Raw genomic sequence first — 19272 nt, 5'->3', positions numbered from 1 at the left:
TTTGATTTGGTGCAGATATGATCGCGATTTGAGCTGGAGCGGCGAACCTTGAGCAAAGACGGCGCGACCTCGGCCCTGCGCGGCCGGCTCCTCTGGTTCGTCGATGATCCGCATGCGGTCGGTGAGGCCGCGCATCGCTATGTCGAGGATGGGCTGCTCGTCATCGAGAACGGCCTGATCCGGGCCGCCGGCGAGGCGAAGGACCTGCTGCCGACGCTGCCGGGCGGCGCCGCGATCACCGACCACCGTCCGCATCTGATCATGCCGGGCTTCATCGACGCCCATATCCACATGCCGCAGACGCAGGTGATCGCCTCCTATGGCGCGCAGTTGATGGAGTGGCTGAACAAATACACCTTCGTCGAAGAGCAGAAGCTCGCCCAGCAGGGCCATGCTGAAAAACTCTCCATCTTCCTGCTCGACGAAATGCTGGCGAGCGGCACCACCACGGCGGCGGTCTACTGCTCGGTACACAAACAGTCGGCCGAAGTCTTCTTCGCCGAATCGCACCGGCGCAACACCCGCATGATCGCCGGCAAGGTGATGATGGATCGCAACGCCCCGCCGGCGCTGACCGACACGGCCGAGAGCGGCTATGCCGACAGCAAGGATCTGATCGCACGCTGGCACGGCAAGGGCCGCCAGCTCTACGCGATCACGCCGCGCTTCGCCGTGACCTCGACGCCGGAGCAGATGGCGGCCTCAACGAGGCTGGTCGCGGAACATCCCGACTGCTTCGTCCAGACCCATATCAACGAGAACCGGGCCGAGATCGCCTTCGCCCGCGAGCTCTATCCTGCTGCCGCCGATTATGCCGGCATCTATGAGGATTACGGCCTGCTGGGAAAGAAGAGCCTGCTCGGCCACTGCATCCACATGACCAAGCGCGAATGGCGCGCCTTCGCCGAGCATGGCGCGGTCGCCGTCTTCTGCCCGACCTCGAACCTCTTCCTCGGCTCAGGCCTGTTCGATTGGGATCGCGCCCGCCGCGAGGGTGTCAAGGTCGCCGTCGCGACCGATATCGGCGGCGGCACTTCCTATTCGATGCTGCGCACCATGGCCGAGGCCTACAAGATCCTGCAACTGCAGGGGCAGTCGCTCTCGGCCTTCGAGGCGCTGCATGCGATCACGCTGGGCAATGCGGCTGCGCTCGGCCTCGATCACCTGATGGGCTCGTTCGAGCTGGGGCGCGAGGCGGACGTCGTTGTGCTCGATCCCGCTGCGACGCGGGTGATGGCGCATCGGCTGGAGACGGTGCGTGATCTCGCCGAGGAGCTCTTCGTGCTGGTCACGCTCGGCGACGAGCGGAATGTGGTGGCCACTTATGTGATGGGGGAGCGAGTGGAGTACCCGTCTTTCTCGGGCGCCGCGTAGCGGTGACCCGAGAATCTCTTGCAGGGTAGGGCGCCCTCTTGTTGTGAGATGCTCGGGTCAAGCCCGAGCATGACGCGCAATCAGCCCAACACGCCGCCCTTGCGGGCGTGGTCGAGATAGATCTCGCGCAACCGGATCGTCGCCGGGCCCGGCGCGCCGTTGTGGATGCTGTGGCCGTCGATCGTCGTCACCGGCATCACCAGGCTGGTGGCGGACGTGATGAAGGCCTCCTCGGCGTCGAGCGCCTCTTCAAGCGTGAACTCGCGCTCCTCGAACGAGAAGCCGCTCTCGGCGAGGAAGGCGAGCACGGCCGTGCGGGTGATGCCGGGCAGCACCTTGTGGGAGAGCGGGCGCGAGATCAGGGTCTTGCCCTTGACGATCCAGGCGGTCGACGAGGCGCCTTCGGTGACGACGCCGTCCTCGATCATCCAGGCTTCCTGCGCGCCGTTTTCGGCGGCAAACTGCTTGGCCAGCACCGGCGCGAGCAGGTTGACGCTCTTGATGTCGCGGCGGGCCCAGCGCAGGTCCGGCGTGCTGACGACCTTGATGCCGGTCTTCGCCAGCGGGGTGTCGGCGAACTGGCGCGCCTGGGTGAACAGCACCAGCGACGACGTCACGCCCTTCGGGAACGGAAAGTCGCGATCGGCAGCGCCGCGCGAGACCTGCAGATAGATGCTGCCTTCGTCGAGCGTGTTGCGGGCGATCAACTCTTCGTGGATCGCGACGAGTTCGGTGCGCGAGCAGGGGAGGCCGAGACCGATCTCGCCGGCCGAGCGTTCCAGCCGGGCGAGGTGCGCCTCGCAGTCGACCAGCCTGCCGCCGAGCACCGCCGAAACCTCGTAGATGCCGTCGCCGAAGATGAAACCGCGGTCGAAGATCGAGATCGTCGCCTCTTCCTCGGGAAGGTAGGCGCCATTGACGTAGACGGTGCGGCTCATGGGATGGTCTCGTGCGGAAGGACGGACTTTCCTAGCCGAGCCGGTCGCATGAAGCGAGATATCATGCCGGTTTGCCGACCGGCGTCAGATGCAAGGCGGCGCCAGAGCATTTTCGAACGAGGCGGATACCGGTTCGCGTGAAGAAAGCGCGATAAACCAACTTCAACCCACCGTCTTCGCCTCGAAATGGCGGGTCCTGAACGCGCGGACCTTGGCGCGGTTGCCGCAGACCGCCATCTCGCACCAGCGCCGCAGCCGGTTCTTGGTGGTGTCGAAGAACAGCCAGCCGCAATGGTCGCCCTCGCATTGCTTGATGCGGGCGAGGTTCTGCTGAGTCAGCACGGTGAGGGCCGAAAGCGCGATCGGTCCGCGGATCGCTTCGCTCAGCGTCTGGGCGGCGTCCCAGCGCCAGACGAAACCGTCGCCGAACGGGGACAGCTTGGCGCAGGCCAGGCAATGCGCATGGATGCCGGCCAGCTGCATCCGGTCCGCCTCGGTCGGCGGCTGGCGGCGAGCGAGGGCAGCGCCGATCCGGTAGATCGTGTCGCGCAGGTCGAGCGCGTCGGTGAGCAGGCGCGCCGCCAGTCCGGCATCGGCTGCGACCGCGGCCAATGCGGCGTCCCGGTCGCTGTCGCTGATCGCCTTGGCATGCCCCGCCCAGATCACGACATCACGCCCCTCGCGCAGGTGCTCGAGCTCGTTCGGGTCGCCACGATCCGAAGCAGTGTTGGTGAAGTCGAAGGCGAGCTCGCTCGCGACCAGCGGCAATGAACCGGCCCGGCTTGAGCCGCCTGTACGATCGACAGTCATGTAACCATCTATCTGTGATTTACAGGTTAAATCAAGCGGCTTAGCGTCCGGCCACGGATTGAACCGTGGAGGAGAACGGACATGAGAACCAACTGGGCCGCGATGCTCGCCGCTGGCGTGCTCGCGATGTCGCAAGGCGCGGCGCTGGCGCAGATCAAGCTCGGCGTTGCCGGCCCGATGACGGGAGCAAACGCCGCTTTCGGGGCGCAATTGAAGAACGGGGCCGAGCAGGCGGTTGCCGACATCAATGCCGCGGGCGGCATCCTTGGCCAGACGATCGTGATTTCAACGGGCGATGATGTCGGTGACCCCAAGCAGGGCGTCTCGGTCGCCAACAAGTTCGTCGGCGACGGCGTCAAATGGGTGGTCGGCCACTTCAACTCCGGCGTTACCATGCCGGCCTCCGAGGTCTACGCCGAAAACGGCATGCTGATGATCAGCCCCTCGGCGACGAACCCGAAGATCACCGAGCGCGGGCTGTGGAATGTGTTCCGCACCTGCGGCCGCGACGATCAGCAGGGCGCCGTCGCCTCCGGCCACATCGCCAAGACCTTCAAGGGCAAGGTCATCGTCATCGTCCACGACAAGACGACCTATGGCCAGGGGCTCGCCGAAGAGACCCGCAAGGGCCTGCATGCCGCCGGCATCAAGGAAGCGCTCTATGAAGGCGTCAACACCGGCGAGAAGGATTTCTCAGCGCTGGTCTCGAAGATCAAATCGGCCAAGGCCGACCTGCTCTATTGGGGCGGGCTGCATACCGAACTCGGCCTGATCGTCCGCCAGATGCGCGACCAGGGCCTGACGACGGTGGCGATGGGCGCCGACGGCATCACCTCCGACGAGTACGCGGTGATCGGCGGTCCGGGCACCGAGGGCACGCTGATGACCTTCCCGCCCGATCCGCGCAAGCGCGCCGCCGCCGCCGAGGTCGTCAAGCGCTTCGAGGTCAAGGGCATCAATCCCGAGGCCTACACGCTCTACTCCTACGCCGCGGTCCAGATCATGAAGCAGGCGGCCGAGCAGGCGAAATCGCTCGACCCCAAGAAGGTCGCCGCCGCGATGCATTCGGGGATGACGTTCAAGACCGTGCTCGGCGACATGTCCTATGACAAGAAGGGCGACCGCACCAATCTCGACTACACCGTCTACACCTGGAAGAAGGGGACGGACGGCAAGATCACCTATGTCGAGAACTAAGAGCTTCAGCTAGCCGGCGTTGGTGGCCTCCTGGCCGGACGCCGGCAGGACGCCGCTTCGCTCAAGGCGAAGCGGCGTTTTCGTTTCAGCACTTCAGCGCTGCTGCGATCAGGCGCTGGGTGTAATCCTGCTGTGGCGCCTCGAAGATCGCCTCGGTCGGCCCGCGCTCGACGACCTTGCCGTCCTTCATCACCATGATCTCGTCGGCCATGGCGCGGACGACGGCGAGGTCGTGGCTGATGAAGAGATATGAGAGGTCGTGCTTCGCCTGCAGGTCTTTCAGCAGGGCGACGATGCTCTGCTGCACGGTGCGGTCCAGCGCCGAGGTCGGCTCGTCGAGCACCACCAGCGCCGGATGCAGGATCATGGCGCGGGCGATGGCGACGCGCTGGCGCTGGCCGCCCGAGAACTCGTGCGGGTAGCGATTGCGGAGCGCAGGGTCGAGGCAGACTTCGGTCAGAGCCGCCGCCGCCCGTCGCTCGCGTTCGGCTCGCGACAGGGCTGGTTCGTGGACGAGCAGCCCCTCGGTGATGATCTCGCCGACGGTGAGGCGCGGCGAGAGCGAGCCGAACGGATCCTGGAACACGACCTGCAGGCTTCGTCGCAAGGGGCGCATCGCGGCGCGGTCGAGCGGAGCCAGTGCCCGGTCCTCGAAGCGGACGGTTCCAGAAGAGGGCAGGAGCCTGAGCAGGGCGCGTCCCAGCGTCGATTTGCCCGAGCCGGATTCGCCGACGATACCGATGGTCTGGCTGCGCTTCAGCGTCAGGTCGACGCCGTCGACGGCGTGCAGCGTCACCCGCTCGCGCTTCAGGAAGCCGCGCGACAGGTCGAAACTGACGCGCAGGTCGCGGGCTTCGAGCAGCACGGGCGCATCGGGCGGTGGCGGTGCCTTGTGGCCATGCGGCTCGGCCGCGAGCAGCGCCTTGGTGTAGGGATGCTGCGGCGTCTCGAAGATCGCCTGCGCCGGCCCGCTCTCGACCACCTCGCCGGCCTTCATCACATAGACGCGCTCGGCATATTTGCGGACCAGCCCGAGGTCATGGCTGATCAGGATCACCGCCATGCCGAGCCGCTGCCGGAGCTCGGCGATCAGGGCGAGGATCTCAGCCTCGATGGTGACGTCGAGGGCCGTCGTCGGTTCGTCGGCGATCAGGATGTCGGGATCGTTGGCGAGTGCCATCGCGATCATCACGCGCTGCCGCTGACCGCCGGAGAGTTCGTGCGGGTAGGAATCGAGCCTGCGTTCGGGGTACGGAATCCGCACCAGCTTCAGCAGTTCCAGCGCCCGCGCCCGCGCCGCCTTGCGCGACAGGCCCTGATGCTTGCACAAGGGCGCCGCCATCTGCGTGCCGATCCGGAACAGCGGATCGAGCGAGGTCATCGGCTCCTGGAAGATCATCGCGAGCTTCCGGCCGCGATAGCTGTTCAGGACCGTGGGCGGCAGCTTGATGAGATCGACCTCGCGATAGCGGATCGCGCCGGAAACCTCGCCATTGCTGGCGAGGAGGCCCATCGCCGCCATCACGCTCTGGCTCTTGCCCGAGCCGGATTCGCCGACGACCGCGACGAATTCGCCCGGGCCGACATCGAGATCGATGCCGCGCACGGCTTCGCACGGCCCATCATTGGTACGGAAGCGGACCTTGAGATTGCGGATGGCGAGGATCGGGTCGCTCGCCATCTCAGCGATCCCGAGGGTCGAGCGCGTCGCGCAGGCCATCGCCGAGGAAGTTGAGCGCGAACAGCGTCGTCACCAGGAAGGTGGCAGGAAAGGTGAGCATCCACGGCGTCGCCTGGATGGCGCGGGCGCCGTCCGAGATCAGCACCCCCCAGCTCGTCATCGGCTCCTGGATGCCGAGCCCGAGGAAGGAGAGGAAGCTTTCGAGCAGAATCACCTTCGGCACCAGCAGGGTGACGTAGACGACGACCGGCCCGAGCGTGTTCGGTATGACATGGCGCTTGAGGATGCCGCCGGTCGAGACGCCGAGCGCCTCGGCCGCCAGCACATAGTCCTGCCGTTTGATCGAGAGCGCCTGGCCGCGGACGATGCGGGCCATGTCGAGCCACTCGATCGCGCCGACGGCGAGGAACATCAGGATGAAGTTCCGGCCGAAGAAGACGACGAGCAGGATGACGAAGAAGATGAAGGGCAGGGAATAGAGGACGTCGACGATGCGCATCATCACCATGTCGATGCGCCCGCCGAGATAGCCGGCGGTCGCGCCATAGACGACGCCGATCACCAGCGCGACCCCGGTGGCGAGCAGGCCGATGGCGAGCGAGACGCGGCCGGCGATCAGCGTGCGGGTGAGCAGGTCGCGCCCGTTCGAGTCGGTGCCGAACAGGAAGTATTGGCGCTTGATCGGGACGTCGAGACTGAGGCGTCGCCCTTCCTGCTCGCTGCCGGTGATCACCGGTGTGCCGAACTGATCGGAGCGGTCGAAATAGACGAGCAGGCGCTGGTCGATCGGCCGCTGCGCAGTCAGGACCAGCCTGACGCGAGTTGCCTCGGCCACGACATCGCTGGGAGTGGCCCTGATACGAGACGCGATGCGCTGCACGGCCGCCGGCAGTCCCTCGGCCTTTGGATATGAGGCGAGGCTGGCGGGGACGCGGACATAGTCCTGATAGACACGGTCGTAAGCATGGCCGGTCATGAGCGGGCCGACGATGCAGGCCAGCATCATCAGCGCCAGCACGATCAGGCTCGCCACCGCGGCACGGTTGCGCAGCAGGCGGATGCGGGCGTCCTGCCAGAGCGAGCGGCCGATGGGCGGGATGGAACAGGCGGTCGTGTCGCTCATCGCTCACTCCAGCCTGACGCGCGGGTCGAGCAGCGCGTAGAGGATGTCGACCATGAGGTTGAAGAGCAGCACGAAGATCGCGACGACGACGACCGTGCCCATCACCAGCGTGTAGTCGCGGTTGAGCGCGCCCTCGACGAAATAGCGCCCGATGCCGGGAATGGCGAAGATCGTCTCGACCACGACCGAGCCGGTGAGCAGGCTCGCCGCCGCCGGCCCGAGATAGGACACGACCGGCAGCGCCGCGCCACGCGCCGCATGCAGCGCGATGGTCGTGGTCGAGAGGCCCTGCGCCCGCAAGGTACGGATATGGTTGGCGCGCAGCGTCTCGATCATCGCCGCGCGCGTCATTCGGGCGATCACGGCGATCTGGGGCAAAGCGAGGGTCACGATCGGCAGCACCGTGTTGCGGAAGGCGCCGCCGTTCCAGCCACCGACCGGCAGCCAGGCCAGTGTGAGCCCGAAAACGATCTGCAGGACGGGCGCGACGACGAAGTTCGGAATGGTGATGCCGGCGGTGGCGAAGCCGATCACCGCATGGTCGGCGGCGCGGTTCTGGCGGAAGGCGGCGAGCATGCCGAGTGGGCCGCCGATCGCAAGCGCCAGCAGCAGTGCCGAGGCGCCGAGCCGGATCGAGACCGGCAGGCCCTGCGCGAACAGTTCGCCGATCGAGAAGTCGCGGAAATAGAAGGACGGGCCGAAATCGCCGCGCAGCAGGGCGCCGAGATAGGTCAGGTATTGCTGGAACAGCGGCTGGTCGAGCTTGTAGATGCGCCGCAGGTTCTCCATCACCTTGGCTTCGAGCGCCTGCTCGAGATCGAACGGCCCGCCCGGCGCGACGCGCATCAGGAAGAACGAGATCGTCACGATCACGAACAGGGTCGGGATCGCGGCGGCAAGGCGGCGCAGGATGTAGGTGAGCACGGGGCTGGTCCCTACGTCATGCTCGGGCTTGACCCGAGCATCTCATGACAGCTGGCGGTTGCCCGCTTCGGCCTGAGATGGCCGGCTCAAGCCCGGCCATGACGTGCTTCAGTCACGGCTTCAGGCTCATGAACCGCGTCGGCAGCGCGCCGCGCAGGTTCTGCTGGAAGCCTTGCAATTTCGGCGAGACCAGGTTCTTCGAGGAGTAGTAGAGCACCGGGATCCAGGGAACGTCGGCGGCGAGGATCGCGTCCGCCTCGCGCAGGATCGCGGCGCGCTTGGCGATGTCGATCTCCTCGGCGCCCTGCTTCATCAGAGCGTCGAATTGCGGGTTGTTGTACTTGCCGGAGTTGAAGCCGGTGTTGTCGCTCTGGAACAGGAACAGGAAGTTCTGCGGGTCGGAATAATCGCCGATCCAGCCATAGCGGGCGATATCGAAATCGCCGCCGTCGCGCAGCAAAGCGAAATGGGTCTTGCCGTCGGTGTTGATGAAGCTGGTCTCGACGCCGATCGCCTTCCACTGCTCGGCGATGGCGATCACGGTGCGGCGGTTGTTGTCGGTGGTGTTGTAGCGTAGCTGCAGGCGCAGCGGCATGCCCGGCCCGAAGCCGGCTGCGGCGAGCAGCTTCTTGGCCTCGTCCTCGCGGTCGAGCGGGGAGGTGCCCTTGAAGTCGGCTTCGGCGCGTTCGCCATAGTTGCCGATATTCGGCGGGATCACGCCATAGGCCGGCAGCATGGTGCCGCCCCAGATTTCCTCGGCGATGAACTCCCGGTCGATCACCAGCGAGAGCGCGCGGCGCACCCTGATGTCGTCGAACGGCTTCTTGGCGGTGTTGATGATCAAGAAATAGGTGCCGAGATAGGGCGAGACCTTGACCTGCTCCTTGCCGAGCTTCTCGCGCAACTGCTGAATCTGGTCGGCCGGAATGTCCGATGTCATCTGCAGCTCGCCAGCCTGAAAACGGCGGGCTGCGGCGGAGAAATCGGGCGTCGGATAGTAGATGACCGTGTCGATCTTGACGTTCGCGGCGTCGTGGAAGGCCTTGTTCTTCTCCAGGCGGATATGCGAGTTCGGCACGAACTCCTTCAGCGTGTAGGCGCCGTTCGAGACCCAGTTCTCCGGCTTGACGAAGTCCTTGCCGAACTTCTGGACCGAAGCCGGGTGGACCGGCAGCCCGGTCTGGTGCGTCAGCAATTCGAGGAAATATGGGGTCGGGCGCTCAAGCGTGATTTCGAGCGTGCGCTCGTCGACCGCATTGACGCCGAGGTCTTCGAGCTTAGCTCCGTCGCTCGCCTTGTTGATCTTCTCGGCATTGCGGATCGGGTAGAGGATGTTGGCGTATTTCGCGCCCGTCTCCGGATTGACCATGCGCCGGAACGAGAAGACGAAATCACCCGCCGTGACCGGGTCGCCATTCGACCATTTGGCGTTGGCGCGCAGCTTGAAGGCGTAGCTCTTGCCGTCCTGGGCCATCGTCCAGCTTTCGGCGACGCCGGGCACGACCTCGCCGTTGATATGGTGGATCACCAGGCCTTCGGAGAGATCGCGCAGCAGATGCGCCTCGCTCACCGTCGAGGTCTTGTGCGAATCGAGCGTCTCGGGATCGCCGTCATTGCCGCGATGGAACACGACCTGCGCCATGGCAGCGCCAGCGAGCGCAAGAAAAAGGCCGCTCGCCAGCGCGAGCGGCCGGATGGCACGCCGGATTCCGGACTGACGGTGGATCTCAACCATGAGCGCTCTCCGAACTCTTCGGACGGGCCCCTTCCCGCTCCTGACGGGAAGTATGAGCCTATCGCGCCACGCGCGCCAAGAGCGAAAAGGCGGTATCAACCACTCATGCTAAGCCACTGTCCCGCTTTTGAAAGCTGGCTCAGAAACGACTTCAACAGAGCCTTTCCCAAGGTCAGCCGGTGGCTGCTCGCCCTTGCGCCTCCGCCACCGCGACCGCGGTCATGTTGACGACACCGCGCGCCGTCACCGAGCCGGTGAGGACGTGCACGGGTTTGGCTGCGCCGATCAGGATCGGTCCGACGGGAAGTGCATCAGCCAGCACTTTGGCGAACTGGTAGGCAATGTTGGCGGCGTCGAGATTGGGGAAGATCAGGACGTTGGCGATGCCCTTCAGGCGCGATGAGGGCAGCACCCGCTCGCGGATGGCGGCGACAAGGGCGGTGTCAGCCTCCATCTCGCCGTCGCATTCCAGCTCCGGCGCGCGCTCCTGGATCAGCTTGCCCGCCTTGCGCATCTTGATCGAGCTCGGCGTGTCGGCTGCGCCGAAATCCGAATGCGAGAGCAGGGCGATCTTCGGCTCGATGCCGAAACGCGTGACGTGGCTCGCGGCCAGCACCGCCATGTCGGCGATCTCTTCCGCCGTCGGATCATGCTTCACATGGGTGTCGGCGAGGAAGAAGCCGCCCTTGCTCGTGATGATCAGCGTCATCGCCGCGAGGTCGCAGACGCCGGGCTCGAGCCCGATGATGTCGCGGATATGGCGCAGCCGCGAGAGGAACCGGCCTTCGAGGCCGGTGATCATCGCATCCGCCTCGCCGCGCACGACGGCGAGTGCCGCGATCACGGTGTTGTTGGTGCGCACCAGCGAGCGCGCCGCTTCCGGTGTGATGCCACGCCGGCCGGCAATGTCGAGATAGGTCTGGACGTAATCGCGATAGCGCGGATCGTCCTCCGGGTTGATCAGCTCGCAATCGATGCCGGGCCGGATCGTCAGGCCAAAGCGCTTGACGCGGGTCTCGATCACCGAGGGGCGGCCGATCAGGATCGGGATCGCCATGCCCTCCTCGATCGCGATCTGGGCGGCGCGCAGGACCCGCTCATCCTCGCCCTCGGCATAGATCACCCGCTTCGGATCGGCCTTCGCCTTGGCGAAGAGCGGCTTCATCAGGAAGCCGGAGCGGAAGACGAAGCGCGACAGGTCCTCGCGATAGGCCTCGATGTCGATCAGCGGTTTCTTGGCGACGCCGGTGGCCATTGCCGCCTCCGCCACCGCCGGTGCGATGCGCAGGATCAGGCGCGGGTCGAACGGGTTTGGGATCAGCGACGTCGCGCCGAAGGTCTGGGATTCGCCGCCATAGGCGCGTGCGGCGATATCGGAGGTCGCCTCGCGGGCGAGGGCGGCGATGGCGCGCACCGCGGCGAGCTTCATCGCCTCGTTGATCGTCGTCGCCTGCACGTCGAGCGCGCCACGGAAGATGTAGGGGAAGCACAGGACGTTGTTGACTTGGTTCGGATAGTCCGAGCGGCCGGTGCAGATCATCGCGTCGGGGCGGACGGCAAGCGCATCCTCCGGCGTGATCTCGGGGTTGGGGTTGGCGAGTGCCAGGATCAGCGGCTTCGGCGCCATCTGCTTGGCCATCTCGGGCTTCAGCACGCCGGCGGCCGAGAGGCCGAGGAAGATGTCGGCGCCGCTGATCACCTCGGCGAGCGTGCGCGCCTCGGTCTCCTGGGCGTAGACCTCCTTCCAGCGGTCCATCAGCGTGTTGCGGCCCTTGTAGACCACGCCGTCGAGGTCGGTGACCCAGATGTTCTGCGTGCGGGCGCCGAGCGATACGAGGAGATTGAGGCAGGCGAGCGCGGCGGCGCCGGCGCCGGAGACGACGATCTTGACCTCGGCGATCTTCTTAGCCGCGAGGTCGAGCCCGTTCAGGACGGCGGCGCCGACGATGATCGCCGTGCCGTGCTGGTCGTCATGGAAGACCGGGATGTTCATCCGGGCCTTGAGCTGCTCCTCGATCTCGAAGCACTCCGGGCCCTTGATGTCCTCGAGATTGATGCCGCCGAAGGTCGGCTCCAGCGCCGCGACGACCTCGACGAACTTCTCGATGTTCTTCTGCTCGACCTCGATGTCGAAGCAGTCGATGCCGGCGAACTTCTTGAACAGGACGGCCTTGCCTTCCATCACCGGCTTGGAGGCGAGGGGGCCGATGTCGCCGAGGCCGAGCACGGCGGTGCCGTTGGTGATGACGGCGACGAGGTTCTGGCGCGAGGTCAGCTCGGCCGCCTCGCCGGGGTCGTCGACGATCGCTTCGCAGGCAGCGGCGACGCCGGGCGAATAGGCGAGCGCCAGGTCGCGTTGGTTGCCGAGAGGTTTGGTCGCCTGGATCTCGAGCTTACCGGGCTTGGGAAGGCGGTGGTAGACGAGCGCGCCCGAACGAAGATCCGCCGACAATGTGCTCTTAGCCATCCCCACGCTTCCTCTGCGCCGCCGTTGCTTGCAGACGAGGTCGCGCGGAAAGGGGGTGGGCGTCAAGCCGAGCCAAGTGGCGAAAGACTTGTGCCACGGGAAAAACGACACCGCGTTTGGCGCGCAAACACGTCCAGATCGATCAAAACCGTGGAGACGGGCGGCCCGTGAAACAGCCGTGAAACAAAACTAAACATTACAAAGAAATAATGATTTCAAAGGCCTCTGCTGTTGCAGACTGCCCCTCACCGTACATCCGCCGATTTGGTTCCGGCGGTCGTTCTTGGGAGGGATTGATGGAAGCGACGCGATCCGCCTTCGACGAAGTCGTCTCGTTGCGTCAGGCCAAGCAGCTGATCCAGTGCATGGCGCATGAGCAGAGCTTCCTGCTGCTCTCGCCCCCCGGGCTCGGCAAGTCCGAACTGGTCTACGAAGCCGCGCGCGAGGCGGGTCTGCCTTGCCGCTCCCTGCTCGGCACCCAGATTGCTCCGGAGGACGTGAGCGGTATACCGCGCATCGTCGGCGAGCGCTCGGTCTTCTGCCCGCCGCGCGTGCTGCTGCCGGAAAAGCCCGAGCCGTTCTGCCTCTTCCTCGACGAGTTGCCGGCCTGCTCGCCCGATGTCCAGAAGGCGTTCTACTCGCTGCTATTGGAGCGGCGGCTGGGCGAGCACGCTTTGCCGAAGGGCACCTGGGTCGTCGCCGCCGGCAACCGCCTGCAGGACCGCGCTCTGGTGCGGGCGATGAGCTCGGCGCTGGTCAACCGCGTCACCATCCTGCAATTGCGCGTCGATACCGACGATTGGCTGGCCTGGGCTCAGCGCACCGGTGTGCGGGCCGAGATCCGCAGCTTCATCGCGACGATTCCCGACGCACTGATGCGGCCGGTGCCGGCTGAGCCGGTGCCGTTCTCGACGCCGCGCGCCTGGACCGTGCTGTCGCGGGCGCTCGACATGGCGCAGAAGGCCGGCTTCCTCAGCAATGAACTGCGGCGGGCGCTGGCCTTCGGGCGCCTCTCGCCGGAAGACGCGGTGGTGTTCTGCGCGCTCGCCGAGGATTCGATCGGGGCGGTCCGCCCGCTCGAGGACTACCTGCGCAAGCCGGAGCTGTTGCCTAAGGGCGATTCCGCCCGCTGGTTCATCCTCGACTGCATCCGCCAGTTCGTCAGGGATGGCCGCGCCGCAGGCATCAAGGCGCCGGTGATCAACCGCTTCCTGCGCAGCCTCTCCCATGAGCACCAGCTTCTTATCCTCAACGACATGGTCGAGACCTGGGGCGCGCTCGGGGCGGACCGTGCCATGTACGACCTCCTGCGCAAGGTCGCGGCATGAGCACGGCGCCCGATCCCTCGGCTGCCGACCGCGCCACCCATGCGCGGATCATGAAGGGCTTGCGGCTGGTCACGGCGCCGTTCCCGCATCTGGCGGGGCTTGCCGCCGCCGTGCGCGTCGAGATCGACGAGCGCGTGCCGACCATGGGCGTCTTCGCCTCCGGCCGGCTGCTGGCGAACCCGGCCTTCACGGCGAGGCTCTCAGCCGATGACCTCGTCTTCGTGCTCGCCCATGAGCTGCTGCACCTGGCGTTGCGGACCCATGACCGGGCTCGCGGCAGCGCCACGCTCGAGTTCAACTACGCCCACGACTACATCATCAACGACATGCTGCGGCACGCGCTCGGCACCACGGTAATCCCGGCCGGCGGGCTCGATATGCCTGGTGCCCGCGAGCGCTCGGCCGAGGACATCGTGCTGGAGATGCGCCGCACCGGCAGCTACATGCCGTCCAAGACGCTGGTCTGGGAGGGGCAGGTCGTCACCGTTGAGCAGGTGCTTGGCGCGGCGCGGCAGGCGCCGGCGGGTTCGATGGGCGATGCGCTCGATGCGCGGCGCGAGCGCGAGCTCTTTCCGGAGGATAGTGCCGATCAGGTCGAGCGGGCGCGGGCGGTACGCGACCTCGCCGCGCGCGGCATGGTGCTGGCGAAGGCCATGGGCGCGATGCGTGGCAAGGGCGACAGTCCGGGCGGGCAACAGCAGAGCGTGCGGGCCCAGCGCGGCTTCTTTCACACGCCCTGGCACGTTGCGCTCCAGCCCTGGCTCGAAGGCGTCGCGCCGGGCGAGCGCACCTATACCCGCGCCTCGCGTCGCGGCAACGATCACAGCGATGTCGTGATGCCCGGGCGCAAGCGCTATTCCTGGATGCTGAACGTCATCCTCGACACCAGCGCCTCGATGGGCGACGATATCCCCAAAGCGCTCGGTGCCATCGCCGATTTCTGCGATGCGGCCGGGGTCGATGAGATCCGCGTCGTCCAGTGCGACACCGTCGTCACCTCAGACGAGATGCTCTCGCCGGCAGCGCTCGCCGACTATCAGATCAGCGGCTATGGCGGCAGCGATCTGACACCGGCGCTCGCCGCACTAGCGGACGATCCGCGCGTGACCTCCGCCATCGTCATCACCGATGGCGACATCTCCTATCCGAGCGAAGCCGTCCCCTATGCGGTGCTGTGGGCGTTGCCGAAGAGCTCAACCTCGTTCCAGCCGTCCTATGGCCGGGTCGTCGTCATGCAAGCGGGAGGCGCATCATGAAGGTCGTGCAGGATCTCGTCGCCTATTTCGACAAACGCGGAAAACTCTCGCGCCGGCAACTCAAGACGCTGCTCGAGCAGAACTCGATCGCTTCCGAGGCGCCGACCAATATGCACGGGCTCTGCGAGAAGGTCGGAGCCGTCTACTATTTTCGCGTCACGGGCACCGTCGAGGGCCAGCTCTGGGGCACCGACATCTACAGCGGCGACTCGTCGATCGGCGCCGCGGCCGTGCACATAGGATTGCTCAAGCCGGGCAAGACCGCCGTCTTCAGAGTGACGGTAGTGACGCCACCGGAGGAGTTCGCTGGCACCGAGCGCAACGGCGTCACCAGCACCCAGTACGGCCGTTATCAATACGCCTGGAAGCTGTCGGCGATCTGAGCTGAGACGCTAGGCCGCCAGCGCGCCGACGCCGCCATCATGCAGATGGCAGGCCGCGACGTGGCCCGTCGCGATCTCTTTCAGCGCCGGGCGCTCGACCCTGCAGCGCGGCCCGGCCTGCGGGCAGCGCGGATGGAAATGGCAGCCGGATGGCGGATGCAGCGGCGAGGGAATCTCGCCCTTCAGCGGTGCGAAGCGCTTCTTGCGCGCCGCGATCGACGGCACATTGGCGAGCAGCGCCTGCGCATAGGGATGCTGCGGGCCCTTGAACAATTCGGCCGCCGGCGCAGCTTCGACGACGCGGCCGAGATACATGATCACGACCCGGTCGGAGAGGTGGCGGACCACCGAGAGATCATGGCTAATAAAGAGATAAGTCAGGTTAAGTTCGTCGCGCAGCTTCATGAAAAGATTCAGGACCTGGGCCTGAATCGATACATCAAGTGCGGCCACGCTCTCGTCGCAGACGAGGAATTGCGGCTTGACCGCGAGCGCCCGCGCAATGCCGATGCGGGCGCGCTGGCCGCCGGAGAACTGGTGCGGGTAGCGGCGGCGATAGGTCGAGTCTAGGCCGACCCGGTCGAGCATCTCGGCGACATAGGCGTCCTGCTGGGCCTTCGGCACCAGCCCGTGCACAACCGGCGCCTCGCCGACGATGTCGGTGACGCGCAGGCGCGGATTGAGCGAGGACATCGGGTCCTGGAAGATCATCTGGATGGCGAGCGTCGCCGCTTTCCGCTCCTCCGACGACATCTCGTTGGTGTAGCGCCCGCGCCAGGAGACGCGGCCGGAGCTGGCATGGTGGACGCCGGCGACGACGCGCCCGAGCGTCGACTTGCCACAGCCGGATTCGCCGACGAGCCCGACGACCTCGCCCTGTCGGATCGAGAGATCGACGCTGTCGACGGCATGGACGACCTGCTCGCTGTAGTTCGCGCCGAGCAGGTTGGCGAATTTCGAGGCGGCGTCGAGCGGCTTGGTGAAGCGCTTCGAGACGCCTTCGAGGGTGAGGATCGGCGTAGTCATGCCGCAACTCCGGCGAGGTTCAGCGGGTGGTGGCAGCGCACGCCGCGTGCGCCCGGGAAGGGGGTGACGTCGGGCGCGAGGGCGAGGCAATCGGCCTGCGCGTAATCGCAGCGCGCCGCGAAGGCACAGCCCTGCGGCAGGCGGGCCAGCGAGGGCGTCGAGCCTCTGATCTGGCGCAAGGGCGCGCCGGGCTCGCCCTCGGCCGGCAGCGAGCCAAGCAGCCCGCTGGTGTAGGGATGGAGTGGGGTATCGAGCACCGGATCGACTGCGCCGGTCTCGACGATGCGGCCGGCATACATCACCGCGATCCGGTCGGCGAGGCCGGCAACGACGCCGAGATCATGGGTGATCCAGACCAGCGCCGTGCCGGTGTCGGCGCAGAGCGACTGCATCTCCGCCAGGATCTGGCTCTGGATGGTGACGTCGAGCGCCGTCGTCGGCTCGTCGCAGATGATCAAGGGCGGGCGGTGCAGCAGGGCGATCGCGATCGCGACGCGCTGGCGCATGCCGCCGGAGAACTGGTGCGGATAGGCGTTGAGGCGTTCCTCGGGCGAGGGGATGCCGACCCTGGCGAGCGCGTCGCGGGAGCGCTCCCGGGCCGCCTTATGCGAGACCTTGTCATGGGCGGTGACGGCCTCGATCATTTGCGTGTCGACGCGCAGGACCGGGTTCAGCGTCATCATCGGGTCCTGGAAGATCATCGCGACCTCGCGGCCGCGGACCTTGCGGAAGCCGTCCTCGCCGAGCCCGACCAGCTCCTTGCCGTTGAGCTTGATCGAGCCATCGACGATTCTGCCCGGCGGGTCGATCAGCCCCATCACCGAGAAGCCGGTGACCGACTTGCCCGAGCCGGATTCGCCGACGAGGCCGAGCACCTCGCCACGCTCGACGTGGAACGAGACGCCATCGACCGACTTCACCGTGCCGGCGCGGGTGAAGAAATGGGTCTTGAGACCGCTGACTTCGAGAACGGGCGCCATGCTCACTTCTCCAGGCGCGGGTTGAGCACGTCGCGCAGGCGGTCTCCGACCAGATTGATCGAGACGATCGTCATCAGCAGTGCGAAGCCGGGGAAGACTGAGATCCAGTAGCTGCCCGAGAGCATGTACTGGAAGCCGTTGGCGATCAGCACGCCGAGCGAGGGCTCGGTCTGCGGCAGGCCGACGCCGAGGAAGGACAGCGTCGCCTCCAGCGAGATGGCATGGGCCGTCTGCACGGTGACGATGACGATCACCGGCGCGAGGCAGTTCGGCAGGATGTGCCGAAAAACGGTGCGGGCATGGGAGAGGCCGAGCGACTGCGCCGCCTCGACATATTCCTTGCGCCGCTCGACCAGGGCCGAGCCGCGCACGGTGCGGGCGTAGTAGGCCCACTGCACCATCACCAACGCGATGATGATCTTGTCGACACCCTTGCCGAGGCCCGCCACCAGGATCAGGGCGACCAGCACGGAAGGCAGCGAGAGCTGCAGGTCGACGAGGCGCATGATCGCGTTCTCGGTGCGCCCGCCGGCATAAGCCGCGATCAGGCCGACCGCCGAGCCGATCGTCGCCGCCAGGATGCCCGAGAAGGCGCCGACCATCAGCGAAATGCGCAGGCCGTAGAGGATGCCCGAGAGCAGGTCGCGGCCGACACCGTCCGAGCCGAGCCACATGGTGAAGCCCTCGCCGGAGACCGCGCCCGGCGGCTGGCGCGAATCCATCACGTCGACGCTGGCGAGATCATAGGGGTTCTGCGGCGCGATCAGCGGGGCGGCGACAGCGAGCAGCACGATCAGGATGAAGAGGGCGAGGCCGAACAGTGCCAGCCGGTCCTCGATGAAGGAACGGACAAAGCGCCGGAACGGCGTCTCCTCCTTTGCCTCGATGGGCGGTGCGGCAGCGGGCAGGGCGGCTTCGCTCATGATGTCGCCTCCGTCAGGCGTACGCGTGGGTCGAGCGCCGAATAGACCAGGTCGACCAGGAGGTTGATGGTGACGAACAGCACGACGACGACCATGACGTAGGCGACGATCACCGGCCGATCGAGCCGGGTGATCGCCTCGAGCAGCAGGCGGCCCATGCCGGGCCAGGCGAAGATCGTTTCGGTCACCACCGAGAAAGCGACGAGCGAGCCGAACTCCAGCCCGAGCACGGTGACGATCGGGATCATGATGTTCTTGAGGATGTGCACGCCGATGATCCGGCGCTGCGACAGGCCCTTGGCCCGGGCGAACTTGACGTAGTCCATCAGCGCCGCCTCGCGGGCGCCGGCCCGCGCCAGGCGGATCACCAGCGAGATCTTGAGCAGCGCCAGGTTGAGCGCCGGCAGCGCGACATGCTGCCAGCCCTTCAGCGACAACAGCGAGGTCTCCAGGCCGAAGATCGAGACGGTCGGTCCGCGCCCGGTCGCCGGCAGCCAGCCGAGGCCGACCGCGAAAGTCAGGATCAGCATCAGCCCGACCCAGAAGGTCGGCAGAGAGAAGCCGAGGATCGAGACCGCCATGATGAAGCGCGAGAGCCGGCTCTCCGGCTTCAGGCCGGCATAGAGGCCGAGCGGCAGGCCGATCACGATCGCCATGACCAGCGCGACGAAGGCGAGCTCCAGTGTCGCCGGCATGCGGTGCAGGATCAGCTTGATGGCGGATTCGCCATGGACGAAGGAACGGCCGAGATCGCCCTGGGCCGCGTTCTTCAGGAAGACCAGGAACTGTTCCCAGATCGGCCGATCGAGCCCGAGCGCGCGGGCCGTCTCGGCGATCTGCTGCTGATCCATCTCCGGCGAGATCAGCATGTAGATCGGGTCGCCGACGACGTTCACGCCGAAGAAGACGATCACGAGCATGGCCGCGATGACGAAGAGGGCTTGCGCCAGGCGGCGCAGGACGAATGCCAGCATGGTCCGGGGCCTTCCGGATCGTTCAATCCGGCTCCAGCTTAAAGCTGGAGCAAGTTAAAGATAGAGCCGTTCAGCGCGGCCGATACCGGCGTGATGCCGGGAGGCGGGCGCGCATGGAACGGCTCCGGGGGTGTTTCCGCCAAGCGGGCCGGG

Annotated in this window: 16 protein-coding genes; 5 read left to right on the top strand and 11 right to left on the bottom strand. The window is 66.3% G+C overall.

Going from position 1 to position 19272, the window contains the following annotated elements:
• Positions 1-48 precede the first annotated feature (48 nt).
• Complete coding sequence (gene guaD / locus B6S44_RS18235) at positions 49-1374, top strand: guanine deaminase (protein ID WP_248309645.1); 1326 nt, start codon at positions 49-51, stop codon at positions 1372-1374.
• 80 nt (positions 1375-1454) lie between these two features.
• On the opposite strand, the gene B6S44_RS18230 is transcribed toward guaD, so the two are convergent.
• A complete protein-coding gene (locus B6S44_RS18230; protein WP_129158294.1) occupies positions 1455-2312 on the bottom strand; it encodes a D-amino-acid transaminase in 858 nt (285 codons plus the stop codon).
• Positions 2313-2474: 162 nt separating this feature from the next.
• Positions 2475-3122: a CGNR zinc finger domain-containing protein gene (locus B6S44_RS18225; protein WP_129158293.1), complete on the bottom strand. Its 648-nt coding sequence runs from the start codon at positions 3120-3122 to the stop codon at positions 2475-2477.
• 81 nt (positions 3123-3203) lie between these two features.
• Here B6S44_RS18225 and B6S44_RS18220 point away from each other — a divergent pair, with 81 nt between their 5' ends.
• Complete coding sequence (locus B6S44_RS18220) at positions 3204-4319, top strand: branched-chain amino acid ABC transporter substrate-binding protein (protein WP_248309644.1); 1116 nt, start codon at positions 3204-3206, stop codon at positions 4317-4319.
• Positions 4320-4404: 85 nt separating this feature from the next.
• Here B6S44_RS18220 and B6S44_RS18215 read toward each other — a convergent pair whose 3' ends face one another.
• From B6S44_RS18215 to B6S44_RS18195, 5 genes are all read right to left on the bottom strand, one after another.
• Positions 4405-6000 carry an ABC transporter ATP-binding protein gene (locus B6S44_RS18215; protein ID WP_129158292.1) on the bottom strand — a complete coding sequence of 532 codons (1596 nt, stop codon included), beginning with the start codon at positions 5998-6000 and terminating at the stop codon, positions 4405-4407.
• Position 6001: 1 nt separating this feature from the next.
• On the bottom strand, positions 6002-7123 hold the full coding sequence (locus tag B6S44_RS18210) for an ABC transporter permease subunit (protein ID WP_129158291.1): 1122 nt from the start codon (positions 7121-7123) through the stop codon (positions 6002-6004).
• Between the two features lie 3 nt (positions 7124-7126).
• Positions 7127-8047, bottom strand: coding sequence for an ABC transporter permease subunit (locus B6S44_RS18205; RefSeq protein ID WP_129158290.1), 921 nt, complete (start codon positions 8045-8047; stop codon positions 7127-7129).
• A gap of 112 nt (positions 8048-8159) precedes the next feature.
• Positions 8160-9782 carry a peptide ABC transporter substrate-binding protein gene (locus tag B6S44_RS18200; RefSeq protein ID WP_206735187.1) on the bottom strand — a complete coding sequence of 541 codons (1623 nt, stop codon included), beginning with the start codon at positions 9780-9782 and terminating at the stop codon, positions 8160-8162.
• A 172-nt stretch (positions 9783-9954) separates the two neighbouring features.
• On the bottom strand, positions 9955-12249 hold the full coding sequence (locus B6S44_RS18195; protein ID WP_129158289.1) for an NADP-dependent malic enzyme: 2295 nt from the start codon (positions 12247-12249) through the stop codon (positions 9955-9957).
• A gap of 296 nt (positions 12250-12545) precedes the next feature.
• On the opposite strand from B6S44_RS18195, the gene B6S44_RS18190 reads away from it, so the two are divergent.
• From B6S44_RS18190 to B6S44_RS18180, 3 genes are read left to right on the top strand one after another with little or no spacing between them, the layout of a single operon-like run.
• Positions 12546-13577 (top strand): AAA family ATPase, encoded by a 1032-nt coding sequence (locus B6S44_RS18190; RefSeq protein WP_129158288.1) that lies wholly within the window; start codon positions 12546-12548, stop codon positions 13575-13577.
• The gene (locus B6S44_RS18185; protein ID WP_129158287.1) at positions 13574-14833 is read left to right on the top strand and encodes a vWA domain-containing protein; all 1260 of its coding nucleotides are present in this window, start codon (positions 13574-13576) and stop codon (positions 14831-14833) included. The genes B6S44_RS18190 and B6S44_RS18185 overlap by 4 nt, the downstream gene beginning before the upstream one ends.
• A complete protein-coding gene (locus tag B6S44_RS18180; protein WP_129158286.1) occupies positions 14830-15216 on the top strand; it encodes an LCCL domain-containing protein in 387 nt (128 codons plus the stop codon). The genes B6S44_RS18185 and B6S44_RS18180 overlap by 4 nt, the downstream gene beginning before the upstream one ends.
• A 9-nt stretch (positions 15217-15225) precedes the next feature.
• Here the strand turns inward: B6S44_RS18180 and B6S44_RS18175 are convergent, their stop codons facing one another.
• From B6S44_RS18175 to B6S44_RS18160, 4 genes are read right to left on the bottom strand one after another with little or no spacing between them, the layout of a single operon-like run.
• On the bottom strand, positions 15226-16242 hold the full coding sequence (locus B6S44_RS18175; RefSeq protein ID WP_129158285.1) for an ABC transporter ATP-binding protein: 1017 nt from the start codon (positions 16240-16242) through the stop codon (positions 15226-15228).
• Positions 16239-17222, bottom strand: a complete 984-nt coding sequence (locus tag B6S44_RS18170; protein WP_129158284.1) for an ABC transporter ATP-binding protein — start codon at positions 17220-17222, stop codon at positions 16239-16241. The genes B6S44_RS18175 and B6S44_RS18170 overlap by 4 nt, the downstream gene beginning before the upstream one ends.
• A 2-nt stretch (positions 17223-17224) precedes the next feature.
• Entirely contained in the window at positions 17225-18145 is a 921-nt protein-coding gene (locus tag B6S44_RS18165; RefSeq protein ID WP_129158283.1) for an ABC transporter permease, read from the bottom strand.
• Complete coding sequence (locus B6S44_RS18160) at positions 18142-19119, bottom strand: ABC transporter permease (RefSeq protein WP_129158282.1); 978 nt, start codon at positions 19117-19119, stop codon at positions 18142-18144. Before B6S44_RS18160 ends, B6S44_RS18165 begins: the two co-directional genes overlap by 4 nt.
• Between the last annotated feature and the right edge of the window lie 153 nt (positions 19120-19272).

The sequence above is a fragment of the Allobosea sp. Tri-44 genome (assembly GCF_004123845.1).
In the GTDB taxonomy this organism is placed as follows: Bacteria; Pseudomonadota; Alphaproteobacteria; order Rhizobiales; family Beijerinckiaceae; genus Allobosea.
Note: the sequence above shows the minus strand (reverse complement) of the source record. Positions and strands in the feature narration are given on the sequence as shown.

Excerpts from the sequence above, each read along its gene's own strand:
- B6S44_RS18230 (WP_129158294.1), bottom strand. The coding sequence starts at position 2,312 with ATGAGCCGCACCGTCTACGTCAATGGCGCCTACCTTCCCGAGGAAGAG.
- B6S44_RS18225 (WP_129158293.1), bottom strand. The coding sequence starts at position 3,122 with ATGACTGTCGATCGTACAGGCGGCTCAAGCCGGGCCGGTTCATTGCCG.
- B6S44_RS18220 (WP_248309644.1), top strand. The coding sequence starts at position 3,204 with ATGAGAACCAACTGGGCCGCGATGCTCGCCGCTGGCGTGCTCGCGATG.
- B6S44_RS18215 (WP_129158292.1), bottom strand. The coding sequence starts at position 6,000 with ATGGCGAGCGACCCGATCCTCGCCATCCGCAATCTCAAGGTCCGCTTC.
- B6S44_RS18210 (WP_129158291.1), bottom strand. The coding sequence starts at position 7,123 with ATGAGCGACACGACCGCCTGTTCCATCCCGCCCATCGGCCGCTCGCTC.
- B6S44_RS18200 (WP_206735187.1), bottom strand. The coding sequence starts at position 9,782 with ATGGTTGAGATCCACCGTCAGTCCGGAATCCGGCGTGCCATCCGGCCG.
- B6S44_RS18195 (WP_129158289.1), bottom strand. The coding sequence starts at position 12,249 with ATGGCTAAGAGCACATTGTCGGCGGATCTTCGTTCGGGCGCGCTCGTC.
- B6S44_RS18190 (WP_129158288.1), top strand. The coding sequence starts at position 12,546 with ATGGAAGCGACGCGATCCGCCTTCGACGAAGTCGTCTCGTTGCGTCAG.
- B6S44_RS18185 (WP_129158287.1), top strand. The coding sequence starts at position 13,574 with ATGAGCACGGCGCCCGATCCCTCGGCTGCCGACCGCGCCACCCATGCG.
- B6S44_RS18180 (WP_129158286.1), top strand. The coding sequence starts at position 14,830 with ATGAAGGTCGTGCAGGATCTCGTCGCCTATTTCGACAAACGCGGAAAA.
- B6S44_RS18175 (WP_129158285.1), bottom strand. The coding sequence starts at position 16,242 with ATGACTACGCCGATCCTCACCCTCGAAGGCGTCTCGAAGCGCTTCACC.
- B6S44_RS18170 (WP_129158284.1), bottom strand. The coding sequence starts at position 17,222 with ATGGCGCCCGTTCTCGAAGTCAGCGGTCTCAAGACCCATTTCTTCACC.
- B6S44_RS18165 (WP_129158283.1), bottom strand. The coding sequence starts at position 18,145 with ATGAGCGAAGCCGCCCTGCCCGCTGCCGCACCGCCCATCGAGGCAAAG.
- B6S44_RS18160 (WP_129158282.1), bottom strand. The coding sequence starts at position 19,119 with ATGCTGGCATTCGTCCTGCGCCGCCTGGCGCAAGCCCTCTTCGTCATC.